We start from the raw sequence: 20,749 nt of genomic DNA on the forward strand, positions 1-20,749 counted from the left end.
CGATAACACTTTAGGGGTAATGACGTGCTAAGAAAATAACGACCACAATCTCTATTGATATATGTCAAAGTTAGTATGAATTTTATTATAAATTGTCACTTTCTTTCATTTTTGAGGTGAATTCTCAGCAATATTCTGGAGAATGTCTAAACACTTCGCGAGATTAGAGCATCAAAATGAAAAACATTATCAATACTGGGAAGCTTTTGGGAACATTGTTCTACCACAAGCGTAATAAAGCCGAAACTATCGAACTGGTTAGCGCACTAGTCTCAGAAAATGTTCTTCAAAATGAAACGCTGATTGCACTTTCAGCTTTGGATGCAGAACAACTTGAACATGACTTTAGCGTGTTATTCGAAGGGATGGGATTCATGCCGATTCCACCTTGGGGGTCAGTGTACTTAGACAAAGAACAAGTCTTATTTGGCGCGTCAAATACTCAATATCGCCTATTCTTACAACAACACGGCATCGCCTTAGACTCAGAACAACGTGAACCGGAAGATCAGTTCGGTTTAATGCTATTAGCCTACGCGTATTTGCTTGAGCAAGGCAACGCCAACGCCGCCGCGCACGAGCTAATTGGTCAACACTTGATGCCTTGGGGGAAAACCTACCTAGAACAGCTGAGTGACAAAGCACCAAACTTGTTTTATCAATTATTAGCTAAAGATGTGTTGGGATGGCTAAACTTTTTGCTTCAAAAACAAAGCATTCATGTGTCGCAAAAGAAGATATATTTAGATGAACGAATCGATTGATAATAGTCGACGTGGTTTTCTGACTCGTTTTCGGCAACCAGTAAAACAGGTTCAACAGTCAGAGATCACTCCTCGCTCAGTAGCTCGTCCACCTCAGGCTGTGGACGAGGCTTTATTTGAACGTCTGTGCGATGGTTGTGGTGACTGTTTAAAGGCTTGCCCGAACAGTGTTATAGAACTAGGCGATCAACTCGCTCAACTTAACCTCGATTATAATGAATGCAGTTTATGTGGTGAGTGCGTCAAAGCCTGCCCTACTGATGCACTCCATACTGCTATGACAATAGATATCAACTTACGTCCGCACTTTACTCAAAACTGTAATAACTACCTGCAGATGGAGTGTCAGCAGTGTGCCTCTGCTTGTCCACAGAACGCGATCTCTATTCAAGCCGATAAACTGCCACACTTAAATCACGAACTATGCAATGGTTGCGGCCAATGTCGAGCCAGTTGTTACGCCAGTGCTATTGTAATGCAACTGTACAATCATCCTCGCTGACGCATATTCTGATATTCTTGCCCATATTCCAATTTGACGTGTCAGCGAACTAACGAGCCAACCAAATTCTTGCCAATATTCCGACAGGAGTGGTCACGCCGGTGGTGATGGAAGATACCTTGCCATTTTTCAAAATATAAAGCGTTGGTGTGACATTCACTTTCCATGCTTGCATTATTTTGCCTTTGGGATCGTTTATGTTGTCAAAACGATACTCTTTTGACTGCATAAACTGTTCAACGCGCTGATCTGGCCCAGACGTTCCTGAAACACCAACAATAGTATAATCATCGCTAAGCCAGCTGACACTTGGGCTAACAAACTTACATGCTGGGCACCATGTCGCCCAAAAATAGACGACCACAGGCGCTTCATGACTTTGAGCAATCACATCTAAGTATTCACCATTCGTCATAACTGCGCTCAACGGCGGTGCCTGCTCTTTAGGAATATCTTTGGTGCGGTACCAATCGATGGCAACCGATATCACGGTGATCATGAGTACCATTTGCAGCACCTGACCAAGCCAGTACTTCAGTGACTTGCGTTTTTTTTCTGCGTTCACAGACTCGTCTCCCCGTTCGCCTGTTGCATGGCTTTGATCACAAGGTTGTCAGTCAAAATCACGGGTAAAGGGATACCTTCAGGCGCCGCTGGACCATATACGATATTGAATGGCACACCATAACGCCCATGCGATCGTAAAAAGTTTGTCACTGAGTCATTTGGGTGTGTCCAGTCGCCTTGTAATGGTTCCACATTAGGGCTTTGTAATAACGAATAAACGGGATCTTGCAAAATGACACCGATCTTATTCGCTTTACATGTCACGCACCAATCTGCAGTCACATTCACAAATACCACCCGTCCATTATTGACATGTTCTTCAATTGTCGCGTCAGACAATGTTTGCCACGCAAGATCCTCAGGAAGCGGTTTCGCCCACTGATTCGCGGTGACACTGCCAAGCAATAAGCCACCTGCAATGATCACCAACGACGCGATGCTTGAGACTGCAAACGCCTTATCGCCGTATACTCGCTTTACCCGAGCCATCATCACTATCAAGGCGCCCACCGCAATTAAAGCCACCCATAACACCGGAACGTGGTTCGCCATAAGAGACAACAACCAAACGCTGGTTGCCAACAGCATGACGCCAAACACTATCTTAACGACATGCATCCATTGGCCAGGTTTTGGTAACTTCAACGCAATGCTCGGGAAAACCGCAACCAAAATCCAAGGCAGGGCCATGCCTAAAGCTAGCGCAGTAAATGTCGCAAACAGCGTCAGCACATCTGCACCCAATGCAAAGGCGACGGCGGTGCCTAAAAATGGCGCAGAGCAAGGCGTCGCAAGTAACGTGGCAAACATGCCTTGAACATAGTGGCCGATCAGAGAGTTACCACCTTTTGACGCCAACCAAGTATTGGTATCAGATGAAAGACGAATTTCAAACAGCCCTAGCATATTGGCGCCAAATAGACTGGTGACGACTACCATCCCCCCCAAAAACCAAGGGCTTTGGAACTGAACTCCCCAACCGATGGCGTTGCCGGTCAGCTTTAACGCTAAAATAAAGCCAGCCAGTAGCCAAAACGAGGTAAGAATCCCCAATGACGAGGCAATAAATTGCGTACGGATTTGACGACGCTCAACCCCTTGTGCCGCTACGATACTGCTGAGTTTCATGCCAAGCACCGGAAGGACACAAGGCATAATGTTCAAAATTAATCCACCTAGGAGTGCCAATAAAAATACACTCGCTAAAGAAGTCGTCGGTAATGACGCGGCTATCGGCTCTGCTTTTGCTTGCGTGACTTCTTCCACCAGCAGGTTGGCATCTTTGATTGAGACGAATAAAGACTGATCATTAAGTTCCACATCACCAAGCCACGTATCAACCACATAATTCGCCGTTAGGCTATCGCCTTCTTGATCAATAGCCTCCAACTTGAAGCTGTAGTCGCGAGTTGCTTCATCGACACCATCGACCAACACTTGCGGATTATCCCAACCTTGCGTGTTCGTTAGCTTGATTTGCAATTTTGATTGTGCCGCATCCCAACTTGTTTGTGTGACGTCAACAAATGGTGAAGATTGCGGGACGCGACTCACGGCCTGGGCATAACTGAACATCACGTCTTCATCGATGTTTAACTCTGAAGGGTGAAACGTCAGTTGCATTGGATAGTCCGTTAACACACAAATGGTGGTGCAGGAAGACAAGGTTAACACTGCATCAAGTTTGACCGGTTTGGACATATCTTCAATATGCAGCGTCATCGGGAACAAGGTATCGCCTTTATAACCGAGCGTTTCTATACCCAATAATTCGAACTTTTGAGGATACGGCCATTGCCAATCCACTTTGGTTAGGTTGTTTGAGTTTTGCCAATCAATAGACGGCGCGATCCCCCCTTCCCCGGGTGATCGCCAATAGGTTTTCCAATCACCCGTTAACTGCACATCCAAATAGCCAGTGAGTGTTTTTGCCTGTGGATCTTGCTGGCCTGTCAATACGAAGCGGGTTTTGACAGGCGGGTGCTGAGGATTGGTCATCCAACCGGTATCGGGTGTCTGAGCAAAAAGTTGGAGAGAAAATAGATTCAAAACCAACGTCATGATGAATATCGACGTTGTTCGAATCATTGTTGTCGTGTGATTCATAGTGATTCCTAATTAAAAAACAAATGTAATACGTGGCTGACGGCATTGGTCAGAAATCACTTGTCATTCTCGGAATACACAAAAAGTTAGATGGACTCGATACTTGTATCGAATTGGTTCCGTCCATTGCCTTGCGCGGGTAACAACACTACCGCGCCAAATAGCGGATACCAAAATCCCAACGAATAATACAACAATGAACGCCTCAAGTTGGTGCTGAGCAAACTGGATTAACTTTTCAGACAGCTCACATTGACTCAAGTCTTTGCCTTTATCTGTTTGGACGACATAAGCGTCATCCCCCACTAACATCGAAGGCGAGATCGTTTCATAATTTATTGAACATGATGATGCCAAGCCAGAGTTTTGCATCAAACACACGACAACGACCCAGCCAATCATAGCCAGTAGCCATTTCGCCCGTTTGTTGGACGAATTATATCGTGAAGTCAATAAACTCATAATCAATCAGAAACAGAGAAAAACGTTGAAGATAATACCCAAGTTGCCGTAAAGCTCAAGTTGTATATGCCTAATGGCATCAAGATACAGGGTTCAAATCGTGGCCGCGCCTGTCAACCACGTTACTCTTACTGAACCAAACCTCTTGAGGTTAGTTGACTATGGTTATTCACACATCATCAAAGTGCTAGTTTACCGTAAATATACGCCAGTTCTGCCACCGTTTTCGCTGAGAATTTTTTCAGCAAATTCGCACGATGCACTTCTACCGTCCGCATCGCAATACACAACTCATCGGCAATTCTAATGTTGCGTTTTCCTTCAATAATCAAACGCAAGATATCTTTCTCTCGTGGCGTTAACGATGCGTAAGCGGCTTTCGCTTCGGCCATATTAAAGCTTAATACCGACTGCGCCTGACCTTGTATAATCGCTTGCGCCAACGTATCACCTTTGACGGGCTTTTGGAAAAAGTTCACTGCGCCAGCTTGCAATGCATTAACCGCCATTGGCACATCACCATGCCCCGTCAAGTAAATGACCGCTAACGGGCTATTAGCCTGATTCAATATTTGATGCACTTGTTGACCACGCAGGTTAGGCATTCGACTATCCAGAATCACACAACCCGCGTGATGGACATCGACTTCATCCAGAAAAGAGCGTCCATCAGCAAACGTCGTCACCTCAAAATCATGTTCTTCTAACATAAATGCCAGCGAATCACGTACTGATTCATCATCATCGACCACATATACTGGCAGCGGATTTTCACTATTGCTCATCAAATGTTCCTTTTAAGGCATTAGGGTTGTCGACCCTCGGTTTGATACGGAAAGACAAGCTCAACCAAACAACCATGAGGCTTGGCTGATTGGATAACCAACTCTCCCCCGTGCATTTCCATCACATCACGGCAAATCGTCAAGCCGAGCCCAAGCCCTTCTTGTTTACTGCTCACAAAAGCTTGCGTTGGGTTGTCTTGCTCTAACCCCGTACCATTATCCAACACTCGAATACAGAGTCGCTTAGCTTGATAGTCAGTATGAAGCGCGATTTTACCTTGATAATCTGACATGTGATATTTTTCTTGAAAGTCGACGCAAGCATCAATGGCGTTGCTGATCACATTGACCAACACTTGCTGAACCCCAACCACATCCGCCAATAAGGGACGAGTCTTTCCCTCTGTCGTGGTCACCATAGATACATTTTGCTTTTGCATCCTAAAATGGAGCAACTCTATCGTGTCTTCAATTAACACATCCATGTTACACGGCGCTTTTTCGACACTGCGTTTGCGGATTAAGTTTCTTAAACGCTGAATAATCGCATCGGCTCTTTCTACTTGTCCCTGTATTTTTTCGAGCACGGGTACAATATCTTGATGCGGACGTTTCTTGGCCAAGCGTAACAGGCCGCCTTCGCTGTAATTGCGAATCGCCGCCAACGGTTGATTCAGCTCATGGGCAAGGCTGCTGCCGATTTCTCCGACGATAGCCACTCGTTGTGAATGCTCGAGCTGTTCGCTTTTTTCTTTCAATCGCAATGAAGTCTGTTCAAGCGCTTGCTTACTCTTGCTGAAGCGGTACTCAAGCCAAAAGTGGTAAGCATTTAACACAATCACAAAAATGAACAATGCCCATGCCCACTCCTGATGGGTGCGTAGCCAACGTAAAGCGTCTTGCCACCAAGGTTGTTGTAGCGGGTGAAGATCTAATGCCTGATAAAGCTTATCAATCGTCAACAAGCTAACGGGAGAGGTCCATCCCGATGCGCCTGCGGCGATAATCGCAGGATGTTCCGGCGGCATGGCGAGCAATTGCTGCGCCACTCTTTTCGCCAGTAGCGAAGCGCCTCGCTCTGTTTTAGCAAACGACCAATTGGGATAGAGAGACGTTGAAACGGCGCAAGATGACCGTTCGCTTGACTGTGGGTTCAAAACCCGGAAACCGTCTGGCTGTAACAGCCCTTCCCTTTGCATCTGTTCTAATAAACAAGCCGGAACGACGGCAGCTTGAACATTGCCATCGCGCAACTGGTACAAGTTTGCATCAATAGGGAAACCGAGATAACGAACATCCGCGAAAAAATCGTTCGGATCGAGTCCCATTTCTACGATTTGGTAACGCAACGTCAGATAGCCCCCAAAAGCTTTTTCCGAGACCGCAGCCACTGGCAATCCCATGACGTCTTGCAATGATTGATAAGAAGAGTTAGCACGCACCACTAACGCAGAACCAATGCCGTAATTCGAGTTTTTCGGCGCGCGACTGGTCAGTGTCGCCATCCAAGAAAGCGCATATTGCCGACCCAATCGAACGGCTTGGCCAGGGTTGGTTAAGATGAAATCCATGCTTTGAAACTTCACCGCTTCTCCCATCTCATCCAAATTGAGCGGATGAAGCACAAAATGCACATCAGTAATTTGCTGATTTAACCAATCGATGGTTGGCTGCCATCGCTGCTCTGCGTAAAGGTGGCCACGTATCGCTAAAACGCCGATGTCGGCTTGCGGCTTAACGTCGTGCTGTGGGCCTTGAATGGTAGAGGTAGCTTGAGCCACAAGCGAAAATGCAGCCAAGCAAAGAATCAAAAACTGAAGCAGCGGCGGTGCGTTTTTCATGATGAATCAAATCGTTCCGTCGAAAGTGTGCCGCAAGGATAGCAGCAACGCAGCGTAAACCACATTTGTTTTAGATCAACTTTGGTCTGGGTATGTGGAAATCCACTATATCAGCATCACGACGCATTTCTCACAATGGATGCAGTCAGTCAGATTAAATACAACTAAGCAGGTGAGTTATGGATTCCACCAAACGTCGCTTTCTCAGCGCCGTCACAGCCGGTGCGGCGCTGATCCCCGTCGCTGGTATTGGTACCGCAACCGCGGGAAATGTTATTCGAAATAACCAATCCGCCGACCGAAAAGGACAGGTCGGCAAACGCTATGCCATGGTCATTGATTTACGGAAATGTGTCGGCTGTCAAGCTTGCACCGTGGGTTGCAGTATTGAGAACCAAGCGCCTATCGGCCAATTTCGTACCACGGTGAAACAGTATGAAGTCATCCTAGATGATGGTTCCAAGGCCACTAAAGAAGCCAAAGCCTTTATGCTGCCTCGCCTCTGCAACCACTGCGATAATCCGCCGTGTGTGCCGGTTTGCCCTGTTCAAGCCACGTTTCAACGTGAAGATGGCATCGTCATGGTCGATAACAGCCGCTGTGTGGCCTGTGCATACTGCGTGCAAGCGTGCCCTTATGACGCTCGCTTTATTAACGAAGAAACCCTAACCGCAGACAAATGCACCTTTTGTGCACACCGTTTAGAGCAAGGCTTACTGCCTGCTTGTGTGGAAACCTGTGTCGGTGGTGCTCGCGTTATCGGTGATTTAAATGATCCAACCAGCGAAATTCGCCACTTAATTGCGAAGCATCAAGATGACATCAAAGTGCTTAAACCCAACGAAGGCACTAAGCCACATGTGTTTTATATCGGAATGGATGAACGTTTTACTCACCCTGTCGATGCGCAACCCGCCATTTACGACCCACAAGGAGAACACGCATGAACATCACTGAAGTGTTAATCCAACCTCAAGCAATGGCTTGGCTACCGTGGGCTGTGCAGTATTTCTTCTACATCGGCTCGGCTTACGCTGCCGCTATTTTGTTCTTAATTGCTTTGCTGTTTGAACAACATACCAGCCATCGACTTCGTGTCGCCTTGGTGCTGACTTTAGCCATCGGTGCTATTGTCGGTCCACTGGCTTTAACCGGGGATTTGCACCAACCCGGACGTGCGTGGCATTTTTACGCCCATATCACGCCATGGTCTTGGATGTCTTTAGGCTCACTCTTTTTGCCTGTTTTTTCTGGTTTAGCAGTCATAACCGCGTGGTTGTATCTGCGTCATGATCTTATGGCTTTGCGCCATCAACCGGGAAAAATATTGCCGCTGTTATCGAAATTGTCACTCGGTGAGTGGGCAATCACACGCAGAACCATGCTTATGGTCTCTGGGGTAACCGTGTTTTCTGGCCTAAGCATCGCACTCTATACCGGGGCTGAAATTGCCATCGTTCAATCACGTTCTTTATGGCATCAACCAGCATCACCCATTCTTTGGTTCGTTACCGCATTTATGGGCGCTATCGGCTTTGCTTTGCTGATTTGGCTACTGATACCTCAACAGTCAAAAAACCTCACTGCGGGTGATACTAACTTACTCAGAAAAGCGTTAGTCATTAGCGGCGTGTTGACTCTGATACTCCTGCCGATTTGGGCTTCTAATAACGCGACCTTTTCTCTCTACTCAAGCGAGCAGTGGGTCAGTCACATTGCCCTACTCACTTTTATCACCTTAGGTTGCGTATTACTCACGCTTATCACACTACGTGACAATAAAACCTCCGCCATTACATCGACGAGCTTGCGACGCACTATGGGGGTTGCTTGCATATCGTTGGTTGCTTTAACCAGTGCTTGGCTGGTTCGTTGGGTCACGATCATGGAAGTACAAACTATCGCCAAATACGATGCAGGACTTTATCCATACCAACTATCCATGGATGGTAACGGCTGGATAGGCATTGTAGGCATGCTCGGGTTGTGGCTTGCATTGGCTTTACTCGGCTCAGAACTGATTCAGCCTAAAAAGAACACCGAAGCAAACGCGACTTCATTCACCTTAACTGAACGCTAATCGAAGAGGATTTCATTATGGATAACAAACGCCGTCAGTTTTTGAAATCAGGCCTTGCTGTGGGTGGGCTTGGCGCATTCGCTGCAGGTTATGCCACAACCACCAAACACATGGTCGAAGGTGCACTTGAAGGCACCGCAGGTAAAAAGACTCGTGACATTCACCACGGCAACTCCCTTGAGCCAGAATACAAAGTCAATAACAAGGGCAATCTGATCCCAAACCCAAACCAGCGTGTTGCACCCTCAATGTGTTTTGGCTGCTGGTCGCTGTGTGGTTTGCGTGTTCGCGTTGATAACCGCAGTGACGAAATTTTGCGTATCAGCGGCAACCCATATCATCCGCTTTCTCACCAGCAACACATTCCGTTTGAGACCCCAGTAAAAGAAGCGTATTTGAGTATGGCGGGTGAGTCTGGCCTCGAAGGGCGCTCAACCGCCTGTGCTCGTGGCAATGGCATGTTAGAAATTCGTAACAGTCCATATCGCATAACCCAACCACTGAAACGTGTTGGGAAAAGAGGCGAAGGTAAATGGGTCCCAATTAGTTATGAGCAATTAGTAGACGAAGTCGTCGAAGGTGGCGATCTCTTTGGTGAGGGTCATGTTGACGGTCTACGTACTATTCGAGATTTAAACGCTCCCGTGGATCCAGACAGCCCAGAATATGGCCCGAAAGCGAACCAGTTGTTAATGACTAACGCAGGGAACGAAGGCCGAGACGACATCTTCAAACGCTTCGCTTTTAACAGCTATGGTACACGTAACTTTGGTCACCATGGATCTTACTGCGGCTATGCGTTCCGTGCTGGCAGCGGCGCATTTATGAATGACTTGAAAAAGTTCGCCCATTTAAAGCCTGACTTCGACAACGCGGAATACATCATTTTCATTGGTATGTCGCCAGCCCACGCGGGCAACCCATTTAAGCGTCAGGCTCGTCAACTGGCGAAGGCGCGAACTGAAGGCGAGTTGGAATACACCATCATCACTCCAAGCTTACCTGCAGGCTCATCTAGTTTAGCGGCCGGTGACAACAACCGCTGGATACCGATTAAACCTGGCACCGACTCAGCACTAGTGCTTGGCATGATCCAGTGGATCATTGACAACCAACGCTACAATAAAATCTTTTTATCTCAGCCGGGCGCTAACGCCATGAAGCGAGCGGGAACAGCACACTGGTGTAATGCCACGCATTTGGTGATAAGCGATGAGCAGCACCCTAGAAACGGCACGTTCTTGCGTGCGTCCGATCTTGAACTGGCGTTTGAAGGCGAAGCACTGTCTGATTCTGACCCGTATGTTATTGTCGATCAACAAAGCGGTGAGTTTGGTGTTCATACCCAAACTGATGAAGCGGCACTGTTTGTCGATAAAACCGTGACACTGGCATCGGGTGACGTTCAAGTTAAATCTTCCCTGCAAAGACTCAAAGAAGAGGCGTTCAAATACAGTTTGGACTTTTACAGCCAACAATGTGACATCGCGGTGGAACAAATCATTGAGTTAGCAAAACGATTCACCAGCCACGGTACCAAAGCGGTTGTCGATACCCACGGTGGCAACATGCACACGAACGGTTTCTATAACTCATTTACCATTATGATGCTCAACGCCTTGATTGGTAATATCAACATGAAAGGTGGCGCGATGGCAAAGGCGGGAGGATACCCGACTTCTGGCAATGGGCCTCGCTATGACTTCACCAAATTTGCCGGCAAGGTTGGCCCGAAAGGCGTCTTCCTTTCGCGTAGCAAATTTCCGTACCATAAAACCAGTGAATATCAACGTCGTGTCGCAGCAGGCGAATCTCCTTACCCGACTCGCGCCCCTTGGTACCCGTTCGCCGCGCCTCTGCTTACTGAGCATTTATCTGCGGCCATTGACGGATATCCATATCGTGTAAAAGCGTGGATCAATCATATGGCGAACCCGATGTATGGTGTACCCGGCTTAAAAACGTTGTTAGAAGACAAGCTTAAAGACCCAAAGCAATTAGGATTGATTGTCTCAGTCGACGCGTTCATCAACGAAACCACCGCTTTGTCTGATTACATCGTACCGGATACCGTGACCTACGAAAGCTGGGGAATGGCAACTCCTTGGCATGGTGTGCCAGTGAAAACCGTCACCGCTCGTTGGCCAATTGTTGACGCTCGTACAGAGAAAACCGTCGATGGTCGCAGTATCTGCTTAGAAAACTTCCTGATTGATGTTGCGAAGAAAATGCAATTAGGCGGATTTGGCGATAACGCCATTCAAGACGCGCAAGGAAACTGGCACGGACTTCATAGTGCGGAAGATTTCTACTTACGCTCTGCGGCTAACTTGGCTTACGTAAAAGGCGGGGTACATGAAGTGTCCGCCGAAGATATTGCGTGGTCAGGTTTGGAGCGTTTGATCCCAAGTATGCAAAAAACATTAACCCCCGACGAAATGAAACGCGTGGCGTTTATTTTTGCGCGCGGCGGTCGCTTTGAAAATGCAACCGAGGCATATCAAGGCGAACAGATGAAACATAAATGGACACGCCCTGTCGCGATTTGGAATGAGACCGTCGGCAGTGCAAGAAACACCATGACGGGTCATTTTTATACTGGCTGCCCAACCTGGCACCCACAAAAGCTGGCCGATGGCACACCGTTAGATGAGCAATATCCAAGTTCAGAATGGCCGTTCAGTTTAACCAACTTTAAGTCCAACATTCACAGTGCAGTATCGAATTTATCGCCAAGGTTAAACTCCATCAAAGGAGTTAACCCAGTTTATATTCACCCTATCGACGCAGAACGCGCAGGTATTGAAACCGGTGACGAGTTTATTATCGAAACTCCGTCAGCCAGTACTAAAGCTCTCGCGATGGTGGTCAGTGGTATTCGCCAAGGCACTCTCGGTTTTGAGCACGGATTTGGACATACGGAGTTAGGACAGCGTTCACACTGGATTGGAGAGCAAAAGCAGCCCGTGCAAACGCGCAGCCAAGACGGCGTAAACATTAACGACATTGGTTTGGTTGACCCTACCCGAGAAGGAAAAGGCGTTTTACTCGACTGGGTCGTCGGTGCCGCCGCACGTCAATCCTTACCCGCAAAAATCTTCAAAGCGTAACAAAGCAAATAAGGGCAGCGAATTTGAGCTGCCCTTTATCGTTTTTTATTGGGGATAATCTATAATCTAAGCAGTAAGCCAATAAGGGCTCGCGTTTACCCTGACTTTCTAAATATGTGGAAATCCACAATACCCTTACTTGTTGACAAAGCCGACAATCTTATTCCCAAGTGACTTCAAGAGGCAGGATAAAGAGCGTTATCTTGGCCCGCAGACTTTGTTAACGACGCTGGATTTAGTACCACAAATCGTCACATCATTGTCGCGTGTGTAATCCGAGCCACCTTCGCTGAACCAAGCATCTTGAAGCCATTTGGGAATATAAATAAAAACAGCAAAGTGAGTCAGCATGTCAAAATTTATTCCTGTGGTAACGGCCTGTTTACTGTCGACCACAATGGGCGCGAGCGCCTCATCAATTCCAGAAAAAGCCCAAACGTGTAGTGGATGCCATGGTAAAGATGGTATGGGTCAAGCCAACATCGCCCCTATGATTGCCGGATTAAACGCCGACTATCTCAACACTCAGATCGAGCTATTCCTCAGCGGGGAACGGCAAAATGTCGTCATGCAAGGCATGGCTAAAGAACTCAGCGATCCCAATGACCGTAAAGCAGTGATGGGATATTTCGCTAGCCTGCCAAGCTACGAATTCACTAATCCTGAGCAGCGCGGAGACCAAGCTGATATTCGCAACCCTTATCGTCAATTGATTTTCCAAGGAGATTGGAACCGCAATATTCCTGCGTGTGCAACTTGTCATGGCGCAAGCGGTATGGGGGTCGACAAGTTCCCCCGCCTCGCCAGCCAACATGCCGACTATTTAAAAGCACAATTGATGGCATGGAAAAACGGCACTCGCAGTGGTGATCCTCTCAATATGATGAGCACAATCGCGAAGAATCTCACTGACAAAGAGATCGAAAACCTTTCCTACTACTTTGCCTCATTACGTTACTAGGAGCAGATATGAAACGTTTCTATTCTTTGTTAGTACTCCCTATCCTTTCTGTTGCTGCGATGGCGAACGATCAATTACCCGACCGACAAACAGAATTACCTGCCGTTAAAAAAGAAAATCATGGTGAGTATTTACAACCTCGTGCTCTCAGTACCATTCCCAATACGAAATTTGGTGAACAAGTAAAACGCGGCTATTCGTTATTTGTGAATTCTCAACAAATGCGCGGGCAATATATTGGCAATGAACAAAACTGCGTGAACTGCCACATGGAAGCTGGACGCAAAGCTAACGCAGCGCCGTTGTGGGCAGCGTACATGGCCTACCCGGCTTATCGTAAGAAAAATGATCGCGTCAACAGCTATGCAGACCGAATTCAAGGCTGTTTTGAGTACTCGATGAATGGCAAAGCACCGGCTTACGACTCACCAGAAATTGTTGCGCTTAGCGCTTACGCTTATTGGCTGTCAATGGGCGCACTACTTGATGGTCATGGCATGAGTGATGAGCCCATTCCTGAATTAGATGCTAAAGCATTACAAGTGGGTGGCAAAACGGAAAACTTCCCATTACCAGATGCAATTGCCCAAGCACTACCAATCGAAGAACGCAGTAATCTTACTGGACGTGGCTACCCAAAAATCGCCGCACCAGCTCAAGCTCCATCGCCTGAACGAGGCGCTTTAGTGTATAAAAATAACTGCGAGACGTGTCATCGCGCCGATGGTTCGGGCATCAAAGGCCGTGATGGGCATTCGTATATTCCACCGCTTTGGGGTGAAAATGCCTACAACTGGGGCGCTGGTATGCACCGCATTAATACCGCGGCTTACTTTATTTACGAAAATATGCCACTTGGAAAAAGCGTACAACTAACCGAGCAAGAAGCATGGGATGTCGCCGCGTATGTTAATAGTCACGAACGTCCTCAAGACCCTCGCTTTAAAGGCAATGTCGACGCGAACGCAGAGAAGTACCACCAGCATCAAGGCTATTACGGAAAAACGCTTAACGGAAAACAGTTAGGCTCGAACGCATTTGATAGCGGAACAGTAGACTAGAAAACCGCCAACTCCCTGCCCAGAGCCTCTGGGCAGGCTTTGCTATTCCTCCCTAAAGAAAGACAAAACAAGCGTGCCTAGTGAAAACAGAGTATTCTTAAGGCAAATGAACCCAAAACCTTTCCGATGAGTATCCAACCTAATTCACGTCAGTTAATTTCTTGCGAAGAGTGCGGCCTTGTCGTTCGCATTCCTGAACTTGATCTGGGACAGAAAGCTCAGTGTCCTCGATGTGCGCATTCACTGACAAAAATTAATGCCAAGCCCTATCAAAGCGTGATTGCGGTTTCATCCGCATGTTTGATTATGCTGCTACTCAGTATCGCCTTCCCCTTTATGTCGTTTAGTGTGCAAGGGCTATCACAAGAAATCACGTTGCTACACGCAGCAAAAATGCTGGCAGAATTTAAAAATGCGCTTCTTGGCATCCTACTACTGGCCACTGTCGTCGTGTTGCCCGCTATCTACGTAGGATTAATTTTATTTCTCCATTTTGAAGCTCTAAAAACACGCAAGCATACGCCATCTAAACGGCAGCAAAGGATGGCAAAAGTCTTATGTCGGCTTCTGTTTCGGGTCGAACCTTGGTTGATGGTCGATGTGTTCTTAATTGGCGTTTTGGTGAGCTTAATTAAAATCGCGTCTTTGGCCGATATTAGTATGGGCAGCTCATTCTGGGCGTTCTGCGTTTATGCTCTGTTAGTGGTGAAGTGTATCTCGATGGTCGATAAAAATTGGCTTTGGGGGCACTTTATTCCAGCCATCACACCACCTAGTGTAAAAGAAGGTGATACCCACCATGACCATAATCACATTGGTTGCCATACGTGCCATCAACTTAATCCTATTGAAGATAAAAAACGTCAACACTGCATTCGTTGTGAAAGTCCGATTCATAAATACAACCCCTTAGACAATTTACAAAAAGTATGGGCTTTATTGTTCGCCTCAATCATTTTTTATATTCCGGCAAATCTCTACCCAATGATGTATACCGTTAGCCTTGGTCAATCGGAAGGCTCAACCATTATGGAAGGGGTCATTTTGCTATGGCACCTCGGCTCTTACCCGATTGCAATGGTGATCTTCTTCGCCAGTGTGTTTATTCCGATTGCTAAAATGTTCGCGCTCGCCTGGCTGTATTTTAGCGCCCAAAGAGCGCAATACCTTCCACCTGAAGAGAGTATCTCGCGCTTAAAACTATACCGCCTCACTGAATTTATTGGTCGTTGGTCAATGATCGATATTTTTGTCGTCGCCATTTTAGTCGCACTGGTTCAACTACAGAACTTAATGGCCATTTATCCAGGCCCTGCCGCACTGTCTTTTGCTGCAGTGGTCATTTTTACTATGCTTTCTGCAATGATTTTTGACTCACGTTTGTTATGGCCATTACCACAAAGCGAAGTGCAGGAACCCATATCAGATAACTTAAAAGAGAACACAAAATATGAGTGATGAGAACAACGTAACCGCTCAGATCAAACCGCAACAGCAGATTTCAGCCATTTGGCTCGTTCCAATCCTCGCGCTAGCAATGGGAGCTTGGATGCTGTTTCAATACATCGACAGTACAGGCCCACAGATTACTTTACAGCTACCAACCGCAGAAGGCATTGAAGTCGGCAAGACCGAAATCCGCGCTCTGAACGTAAAAGTAGGACTGATCACTGACGTCACATTAAGTGAAAACTACGATCACATCATCGCGACAGCGCAAATGAACAAAGACGCAAAGCGCATGTTACGAGATGACACCATGCTCTGGGTTGTCAAACCTCGTATTGGTCGTGATGGTATTTCTGGTTTGGAGACATTGCTTTCTGGTGCTTATATCCAATTGCAACCCGGTAGCTCTCAGGTCGAAAAAGAACAGTTTACGGTGTTAGACATCCCTCCCGTAGCCTCGCCAGATGCAGAAGGGTTACGGATTGTATTAACGCATCGTGAAGCCGGTAAACTTAGCGTTGGTGACCCTGTGATTTATAAAGGTTTTACCGTTGGCCGCGTCGAAAAAACTCGCTTTGATGTGGATACTCGTCGAGCCATTTATCAACTCTTTGTGTTTAAACCGTACGACAGTTTAATTCGTACTCGTACCAAGTTCTGGTTGAATTCCGGCGTAGATTTGCAGTTAAATTCAGAAGGCTTTGAGGTCAAGTTCGGCTCACTAGAAAGCATGCTAACCGGGGGCGTAACCTTTGATACGATCCCGGGTATTGAATCTGGCGAACGGCTCACAGACGACATGACCAACTTCCGCTTGTATGACGATATTAAACAACTGCGTGAAGGGATGTACGACGACTACATTGAATTTGTTATGTTATTTGATGAGTCTGTCCGCGGTCTTAAACGTAAAGCGCCTGTAGAATATCGTGGTCTTCGCATTGGTACTGTCACGAAAGTGCCTATGCGTTTACCAACGCCAGAAGAAAACTTATCTGCGAAAAAGATCCCTATATTGGTGCGCATTGAGTTAGGACGGGTATACGGTGACTTACAACCCCAATCCTTGCCGATGTTCAAGAAAAAACTGAAAAAGGAGTTTGCGCGAGGCCTTCGTGGCACCTTAAAAACGGGCAACTTGTTGACTGGCGCTCTCTATATTGATGCCGATTTTTATCCCGACGATGAGCAATATGTACCAAGCGAGTTTGAAGGTTTGGAAGTATTCCCGACCATGCGCGGTGGTTTTGCTCAGGTTCAACGTCAAGTGAATGACTTCCTCAATAAGATTAACACCTTACCAATGGAAGAAACACTAAGCTCTCTCAATTCAACACTAAAAACTTCGGAGAAAACGTTGGCTTCAGTAGAGCGCGTTGCGAACAGTATTGATAAACTTTTAAGTCAAAAAGACACTCAAGAGATCCCTGCTGATATTCGCCAAAGCTTGCAGCAGTTGCAAAAAACACTCGATGGCTATGGACCAAACTCAACCCTGTACAGTGAAATAGAAACCACGCTCAGAAAGCTAGAAAGTGTGATGACGGAGTTTAAACCTGTACTGAAGCAATTAAACGAAAAGCCAAACTCTCTTGTATTTGGAGAAGATGAAATCAGTGACCCAACCCCAGTTAAAGGCCAAAAATAATGAAACGAGTATTCTTTTTGTCTATCGCACTATTGGTCGGCCTTACAGGTTGCAGTAGCGCTCCAGAAACTAAAGGGGCTTTGTACCTTCTACCTAAGGCGGAAGCTGTAACACTGAGTAATTCTGATATTGCGCAGCGCCCTGCATTAGTTGTTCGTCCAGTGCAATTGGCAAGTTATTTGAACGAGAATGGTATCGTTTATCGCACCTCTGAAACGCAAGTTATTCAGGCGAAACACAATCAATGGGCGCAGAGCATTTCTGAGCAAATCACTCAACGAATCGTCGCAGATCTACGCCAAAAACAGCCCCATTACTGGCCGACTGAAATGAACAACCTGTTGGATCAAAGCGATGAAGCAACACTCCAACTTACGTTAAATAAGTTTAATGGCAGTTACAAAGGTAATGTCGAAATTGAGGGCGAATGGTTACTCATTAATGCTGAAGGTAAGGTGGAAAACAGTGCGCCAGTACAAATCTCTCAGCCTCTAAAAGAGGAAGGCTATGAAGCACTCGTCGACGCTTTATCCGTCGGGCTGGACAGTTTGACATCGGACATTGCCAAACAAATTTAAGTTCAATATCAATTTATGGGAAGCAAGTTGCTTCCCTTTTCCGAGGCTTTCATTTTTGTCGCTGCTAAGTTGTGGAGTTACAACTTGTAGCGATCATCAATGACCGTTGTCTCTGGGAAGGTTTTACCCTCATCCATCGCTTCCTCCGTCTCTTCTTTTACTTTGGTGTCGATCCAGAAATTGCCGATATCCATTGGGTGAAGCACCCATTCTGTCGCTTTAGTCATGCCATCTTTAGGAATGTTAACCCAGCGCCAATGGGCAACTCGAGAATAAGGCACCATGTAACCAGGAACGATGATATTTGCTTTACTGACATAGTTTTGGATTTGATGCGATAGCTCGTAACGCTTCTCCTGATCAAACTCAGAGTCGTAGGCTTCAATCAACTTGTCCAGTTCAGGACTGCTGTAGTTGGTATGAGCATTCGTTTGTGGTCGATTCGCATTATCAGAGTGTAGGTACTCCCAATATGCTGGGACCTCACCAGAACCCATATTCAAAAACGCTAACTGGTGCTTTTTCTCAAGAATGTATTTAAACGCCGATGAGCCATCAACCAAGTTTAACGTGAACTCAAGACCCGCGAGTTTTGCTTGTTCTTTCAGGTACGCAATACGCGGTGTCCAAGAATTGTATCCATAGGTGATAGCAAAGCTCAAGCGTTGGCCCTTGCCGTTGACACGAATACCATCTGCGCCCACTTTGTCAAAGCCCGCTTTTTCGAAATGTTTAACCGCTGCATCAGCGTCAAACTTAGGCGGCGTATGGTTAGGAGCATCATATTCGCCGTGGCCAAAACCGAGTCCATGTGGCTTGCGTGAATAATCTCCACGCATGATATTTTCAATCATGCCGTCATAATCGGTTGCTGCCATAACACCTTTGCGCACTTCTAGGTTATCCAACATCGGCATTGCTGTATTCATCCAAAGACCACCAGCCCCTTGTGGTGCTTCGTTAAAGCCCCAGTATTTTTGGATATAGCCTTTTTTATACACTTCACTATCGGTCTTATCATGCCAAAAGTTTGGTAGTACCATTTCGAAATAATCAAGACTTCCCTTCTCAAAATGCTTCATCGCAATATCAGGATCGCGAATCACCTTAATGCGGACTTTTTCTACGTTGTAACGGTTTTTATAGTAGCGGTTGTTATACCCCCACCAATCTTCGCCCACGTGTTTGAAGGTAACACTCTTACCTTTCTTCACTTTGTCTAAATAGTAAGGCGCTGCCGTTGGCTCAGCTTTAAAGTTGAATTTTCGGACGAAGTTATCCGGCATACCATCATTATTGGCGTCCTTTTCACCGTCAAAGAAGTGTTCCGGACGAGGCTGAAAACCATTACTCGGCATATTGATCATCACCATCAGTAAATCATGGCTTTGAGCAACAGCAAGATTCACCTTGATCGTGTAGTCATCAATCTTTGCAACGCGAACAATGCTGTTCGTGAAGAAGTCGTTGTACCACGGGTCAATAATGTCTTTTGACCTGTAGTACTTCATCATGAAAACATAATCATCTGCGGTAATCTTTTCGCCATCAGACCATTTTGCCGTGTCATCAAGTCTAAAGAAAACCGTTTTGTTATCTTCTTCGAATGCCCATGACTTAGCGAGTTGAGGTATCCATTTCCCAGTATTTGGGTGTCGCTGAGCAAGTTTTGGCGAGCCGTCCATCAGGTATTGACGCAAACCAGAGTTCGCATCAGGGCCAACGCTACGTAACGTCTGCGGAAAACTTGAAATATAAGTACGGTAGGTACCACCACGTAAGGCGTTTTCAGACGCAAACAGGGGTTCATTGTTATTTGAAATCCATTCAATACCAACCGGCAACTCTGCCGCATTCAGTTGAAAACTGGCAGCAGTCAATGTTGCGAGCACTGGTAATGGCCGTTTTTTAGCCATATTTCTTCCTTTTTGCTTCCGAGCTAAGATCAACACAAGGGAAACGGCGTGTTAGCCGTATACTTAAGATAATAGAATACAAACCTAATAATTGACTAAAATGCGCCCTTCAGAAATGAAAAAGGTGAAGCACTAATGCTTCACCTTTACTAGAGGATTAAAGGTCAATTACATATTCGCTAAGCTTTCATTAATTGACTTTAATATCTCTTCAGGTTCAACAGCTTGCGTTATAGGACGGCCAATAACAAGGTAATCAGAACCGGATTGGATAGCGTCCACTGGCGTCATGATACGGCGCTGGTCACCTTGCTCAGAGCCTGCTGGTCGGATTCCTGGTGTCACTAACTTAAAGTCTTGACCAAGTTCGCTCTTCAGTAATGACGACTCTTGCGCTGAACATACGACACCGTCAAGACCTGCGTTCTTCGTCAGTGTTGCCAGACGAATCACTTGCTCCTGAGGTGCAAAATTCAAACCAATACCTGCCAAGTCACTCTGTTCCATGCTGGTTAATACCGTCACACCTATCAGCAACGGGCGATCTTTACCATAAGGCTCTAAAATCTCGCGAGAAGCCGCCATCATTCGCTCACCACCGCTGGCATGTACGTTCACCATCCATACGCCTAGTTCAGCGGCCGCACGTACTGCTTTAGAACATGTGTTTGGGATATCGTGAAATTTTAAATCCAGGAATACAGAAAAACCACGCTTGTGAAGCTCACGTACGAAATCAGGACCAAATAGCGTAAACATTTCCTTGCCTACTTTTAGACGGCATGACGCAGGATCAACTCTATCTGCAAACGCAAGCGCATCTGCTTGGTTATCATAATCCAGTGCGACAATAACTTTTTGGTCGATCATTTCATCTCCTAATTATTTTGGTTCTTGTTAAATAAAAGGTTAAAAAAAT

Annotated in this window: 17 protein-coding genes; 10 read left to right on the top strand and 7 right to left on the bottom strand. The window is 46.4% G+C overall.

Annotated elements, in window-relative coordinates:
* Positions 1-176: 176 nt before the first annotated feature.
* A complete protein-coding gene (locus ATG66_RS14405) occupies positions 177-764 on the top strand; it encodes a molecular chaperone TorD family protein (RefSeq protein ID WP_098415977.1) in 588 nt (195 codons plus the stop codon).
* Positions 748-1,266, top strand: a complete 519-nt coding sequence (gene napF / locus ATG66_RS14410) for a ferredoxin-type protein NapF (RefSeq protein WP_098415978.1) — start codon at positions 748-750, stop codon at positions 1,264-1,266. Before ATG66_RS14405 ends, napF begins: the two co-directional genes overlap by 17 nt.
* Positions 1,267-1,315: 49 nt before the next feature.
* On the opposite strand, the gene ATG66_RS14415 is transcribed toward napF, so the two are convergent.
* The 5 genes from ATG66_RS14415 to ATG66_RS14435 all read right to left on the bottom strand — a co-directional run bounded on the left by ATG66_RS14415 (position 1,316) and on the right by ATG66_RS14435 (position 7,027).
* Entirely contained in the window at positions 1,316-1,831 is a 516-nt protein-coding gene (locus ATG66_RS14415) for a protein disulfide oxidoreductase (RefSeq protein WP_098415979.1), read from the bottom strand.
* Positions 1,828-3,939, bottom strand: a complete 2,112-nt coding sequence (locus ATG66_RS14420) for a protein-disulfide reductase DsbD family protein (protein WP_098415980.1) — start codon at positions 3,937-3,939, stop codon at positions 1,828-1,830. The genes ATG66_RS14415 and ATG66_RS14420 overlap by 4 nt, the downstream gene beginning before the upstream one ends.
* Positions 3,940-4,002: 63 nt before the next feature.
* Positions 4,003-4,401 (bottom strand): hypothetical protein, encoded by a 399-nt coding sequence (locus tag ATG66_RS14425; RefSeq protein ID WP_098415981.1) that lies wholly within the window; start codon positions 4,399-4,401, stop codon positions 4,003-4,005.
* Between the two features lie 179 nt (positions 4,402-4,580).
* Entirely contained in the window at positions 4,581-5,186 is a 606-nt protein-coding gene (locus ATG66_RS14430) for a response regulator transcription factor (protein WP_098415982.1), read from the bottom strand.
* 20 nt (positions 5,187-5,206) lie between these two features.
* Entirely contained in the window at positions 5,207-7,027 is a 1,821-nt protein-coding gene (locus ATG66_RS14435; protein WP_098415983.1) for a sensor histidine kinase, read from the bottom strand.
* 179 nt (positions 7,028-7,206) lie between these two features.
* Here ATG66_RS14435 and dsrO point away from each other — a divergent pair, with 179 nt between their 5' ends.
* From dsrO to ATG66_RS14475, 8 genes are all read left to right on the top strand, one after another.
* Positions 7,207-7,974 carry a sulfate reduction electron transfer complex DsrMKJOP subunit DsrO gene (gene dsrO / locus ATG66_RS14440; protein ID WP_098415984.1) on the top strand — a complete coding sequence of 256 codons (768 nt, stop codon included), beginning with the start codon at positions 7,207-7,209 and terminating at the stop codon, positions 7,972-7,974.
* On the top strand, positions 7,971-9,107 hold the full coding sequence (gene nrfD, locus ATG66_RS14445) for an NrfD/PsrC family molybdoenzyme membrane anchor subunit (protein WP_098415985.1): 1,137 nt from the start codon (positions 7,971-7,973) through the stop codon (positions 9,105-9,107). The genes dsrO and nrfD overlap by 4 nt, the downstream gene beginning before the upstream one ends.
* A gap of 17 nt (positions 9,108-9,124) precedes the next feature.
* Positions 9,125-12,217, top strand: coding sequence for a tetrathionate reductase subunit A (locus ATG66_RS14450; RefSeq protein ID WP_098415986.1), 3,093 nt, complete (start codon positions 9,125-9,127; stop codon positions 12,215-12,217).
* 397 nt (positions 12,218-12,614) lie between these two features.
* Positions 12,615-13,178: a c-type cytochrome gene (locus ATG66_RS14455; protein ID WP_373560852.1), complete on the top strand. Its 564-nt coding sequence runs from the start codon at positions 12,615-12,617 to the stop codon at positions 13,176-13,178.
* Positions 13,179-13,186: 8 nt separating this feature from the next.
* A complete protein-coding gene (locus ATG66_RS14460) occupies positions 13,187-14,239 on the top strand; it encodes a c-type cytochrome (RefSeq protein WP_098415988.1) in 1,053 nt (350 codons plus the stop codon).
* A 126-nt stretch (positions 14,240-14,365) separates the two neighbouring features.
* Positions 14,366-15,697: a paraquat-inducible protein A gene (locus ATG66_RS14465; RefSeq protein ID WP_098415989.1), complete on the top strand. Its 1,332-nt coding sequence runs from the start codon at positions 14,366-14,368 to the stop codon at positions 15,695-15,697.
* Complete coding sequence (gene pqiB, locus ATG66_RS14470) at positions 15,690-17,336, top strand: intermembrane transport protein PqiB (RefSeq protein WP_098415990.1); 1,647 nt, start codon at positions 15,690-15,692, stop codon at positions 17,334-17,336. Before ATG66_RS14465 ends, pqiB begins: the two co-directional genes overlap by 8 nt.
* On the top strand, positions 17,336-17,914 hold the full coding sequence (locus tag ATG66_RS14475) for a PqiC family protein (protein WP_098415991.1): 579 nt from the start codon (positions 17,336-17,338) through the stop codon (positions 17,912-17,914). The genes pqiB and ATG66_RS14475 overlap by 1 nt, the downstream gene beginning before the upstream one ends.
* 77 nt (positions 17,915-17,991) lie before the next feature.
* Here ATG66_RS14475 and ATG66_RS14480 read toward each other — a convergent pair whose 3' ends face one another.
* Together ATG66_RS14480 and pyrF are read right to left on the bottom strand one after the other, a co-directional pair.
* Positions 17,992-19,830: an extracellular solute-binding protein gene (locus tag ATG66_RS14480; protein WP_098415992.1), complete on the bottom strand. Its 1,839-nt coding sequence runs from the start codon at positions 19,828-19,830 to the stop codon at positions 17,992-17,994.
* 168 nt (positions 19,831-19,998) lie between these two features.
* The gene (pyrF, locus tag ATG66_RS14485) at positions 19,999-20,700 is read right to left on the bottom strand and encodes an orotidine-5'-phosphate decarboxylase (RefSeq protein WP_098415993.1); all 702 of its coding nucleotides are present in this window, start codon (positions 20,698-20,700) and stop codon (positions 19,999-20,001) included.
* Between the last annotated feature and the right edge of the window lie 49 nt (positions 20,701-20,749).

It is taken from the genome of Vibrio sp. ES.051 (genome assembly GCF_002563795.1).
Lineage (GTDB): Bacteria > Pseudomonadota > Gammaproteobacteria > Enterobacterales > Vibrionaceae > Vibrio.

What these genes read in the sequence shown, in the direction of transcription:
- ATG66_RS14460 (WP_098415988.1), top strand. Translation starts at nt 13,187, where the DNA reads ATGAAACGTTTCTATTCTTTGTTAGTACTCCCTATCCTTTCTGTTGCT.
- napF (WP_098415978.1), top strand. Translation starts at nt 748, where the DNA reads ATGAACGAATCGATTGATAATAGTCGACGTGGTTTTCTGACTCGTTTT.
- ATG66_RS14450 (WP_098415986.1), top strand. Translation starts at nt 9,125, where the DNA reads ATGGATAACAAACGCCGTCAGTTTTTGAAATCAGGCCTTGCTGTGGGT.
- ATG66_RS14430 (WP_098415982.1), bottom strand. Translation starts at nt 5,186, where the DNA reads ATGAGCAATAGTGAAAATCCGCTGCCAGTATATGTGGTCGATGATGAT.
- nrfD (WP_098415985.1), top strand. Translation starts at nt 7,971, where the DNA reads ATGAACATCACTGAAGTGTTAATCCAACCTCAAGCAATGGCTTGGCTA.
- pyrF (WP_098415993.1), bottom strand. Translation starts at nt 20,700, where the DNA reads ATGATCGACCAAAAAGTTATTGTCGCACTGGATTATGATAACCAAGCA.
- ATG66_RS14405 (WP_098415977.1), top strand. Translation starts at nt 177, where the DNA reads ATGAAAAACATTATCAATACTGGGAAGCTTTTGGGAACATTGTTCTAC.
- ATG66_RS14465 (WP_098415989.1), top strand. Translation starts at nt 14,366, where the DNA reads ATGAGTATCCAACCTAATTCACGTCAGTTAATTTCTTGCGAAGAGTGC.
- ATG66_RS14455 (WP_373560852.1), top strand. Translation starts at nt 12,615, where the DNA reads ATGGGCGCGAGCGCCTCATCAATTCCAGAAAAAGCCCAAACGTGTAGT.
- ATG66_RS14425 (WP_098415981.1), bottom strand. Translation starts at nt 4,401, where the DNA reads ATGAGTTTATTGACTTCACGATATAATTCGTCCAACAAACGGGCGAAA.
- pqiB (WP_098415990.1), top strand. Translation starts at nt 15,690, where the DNA reads ATGAGTGATGAGAACAACGTAACCGCTCAGATCAAACCGCAACAGCAG.
- ATG66_RS14435 (WP_098415983.1), bottom strand. Translation starts at nt 7,027, where the DNA reads ATGAAAAACGCACCGCCGCTGCTTCAGTTTTTGATTCTTTGCTTGGCT.
- ATG66_RS14420 (WP_098415980.1), bottom strand. Translation starts at nt 3,939, where the DNA reads ATGAATCACACGACAACAATGATTCGAACAACGTCGATATTCATCATG.
- ATG66_RS14475 (WP_098415991.1), top strand. Translation starts at nt 17,336, where the DNA reads ATGAAACGAGTATTCTTTTTGTCTATCGCACTATTGGTCGGCCTTACA.
- ATG66_RS14480 (WP_098415992.1), bottom strand. Translation starts at nt 19,830, where the DNA reads ATGGCTAAAAAACGGCCATTACCAGTGCTCGCAACATTGACTGCTGCC.
- dsrO (WP_098415984.1), top strand. Translation starts at nt 7,207, where the DNA reads ATGGATTCCACCAAACGTCGCTTTCTCAGCGCCGTCACAGCCGGTGCG.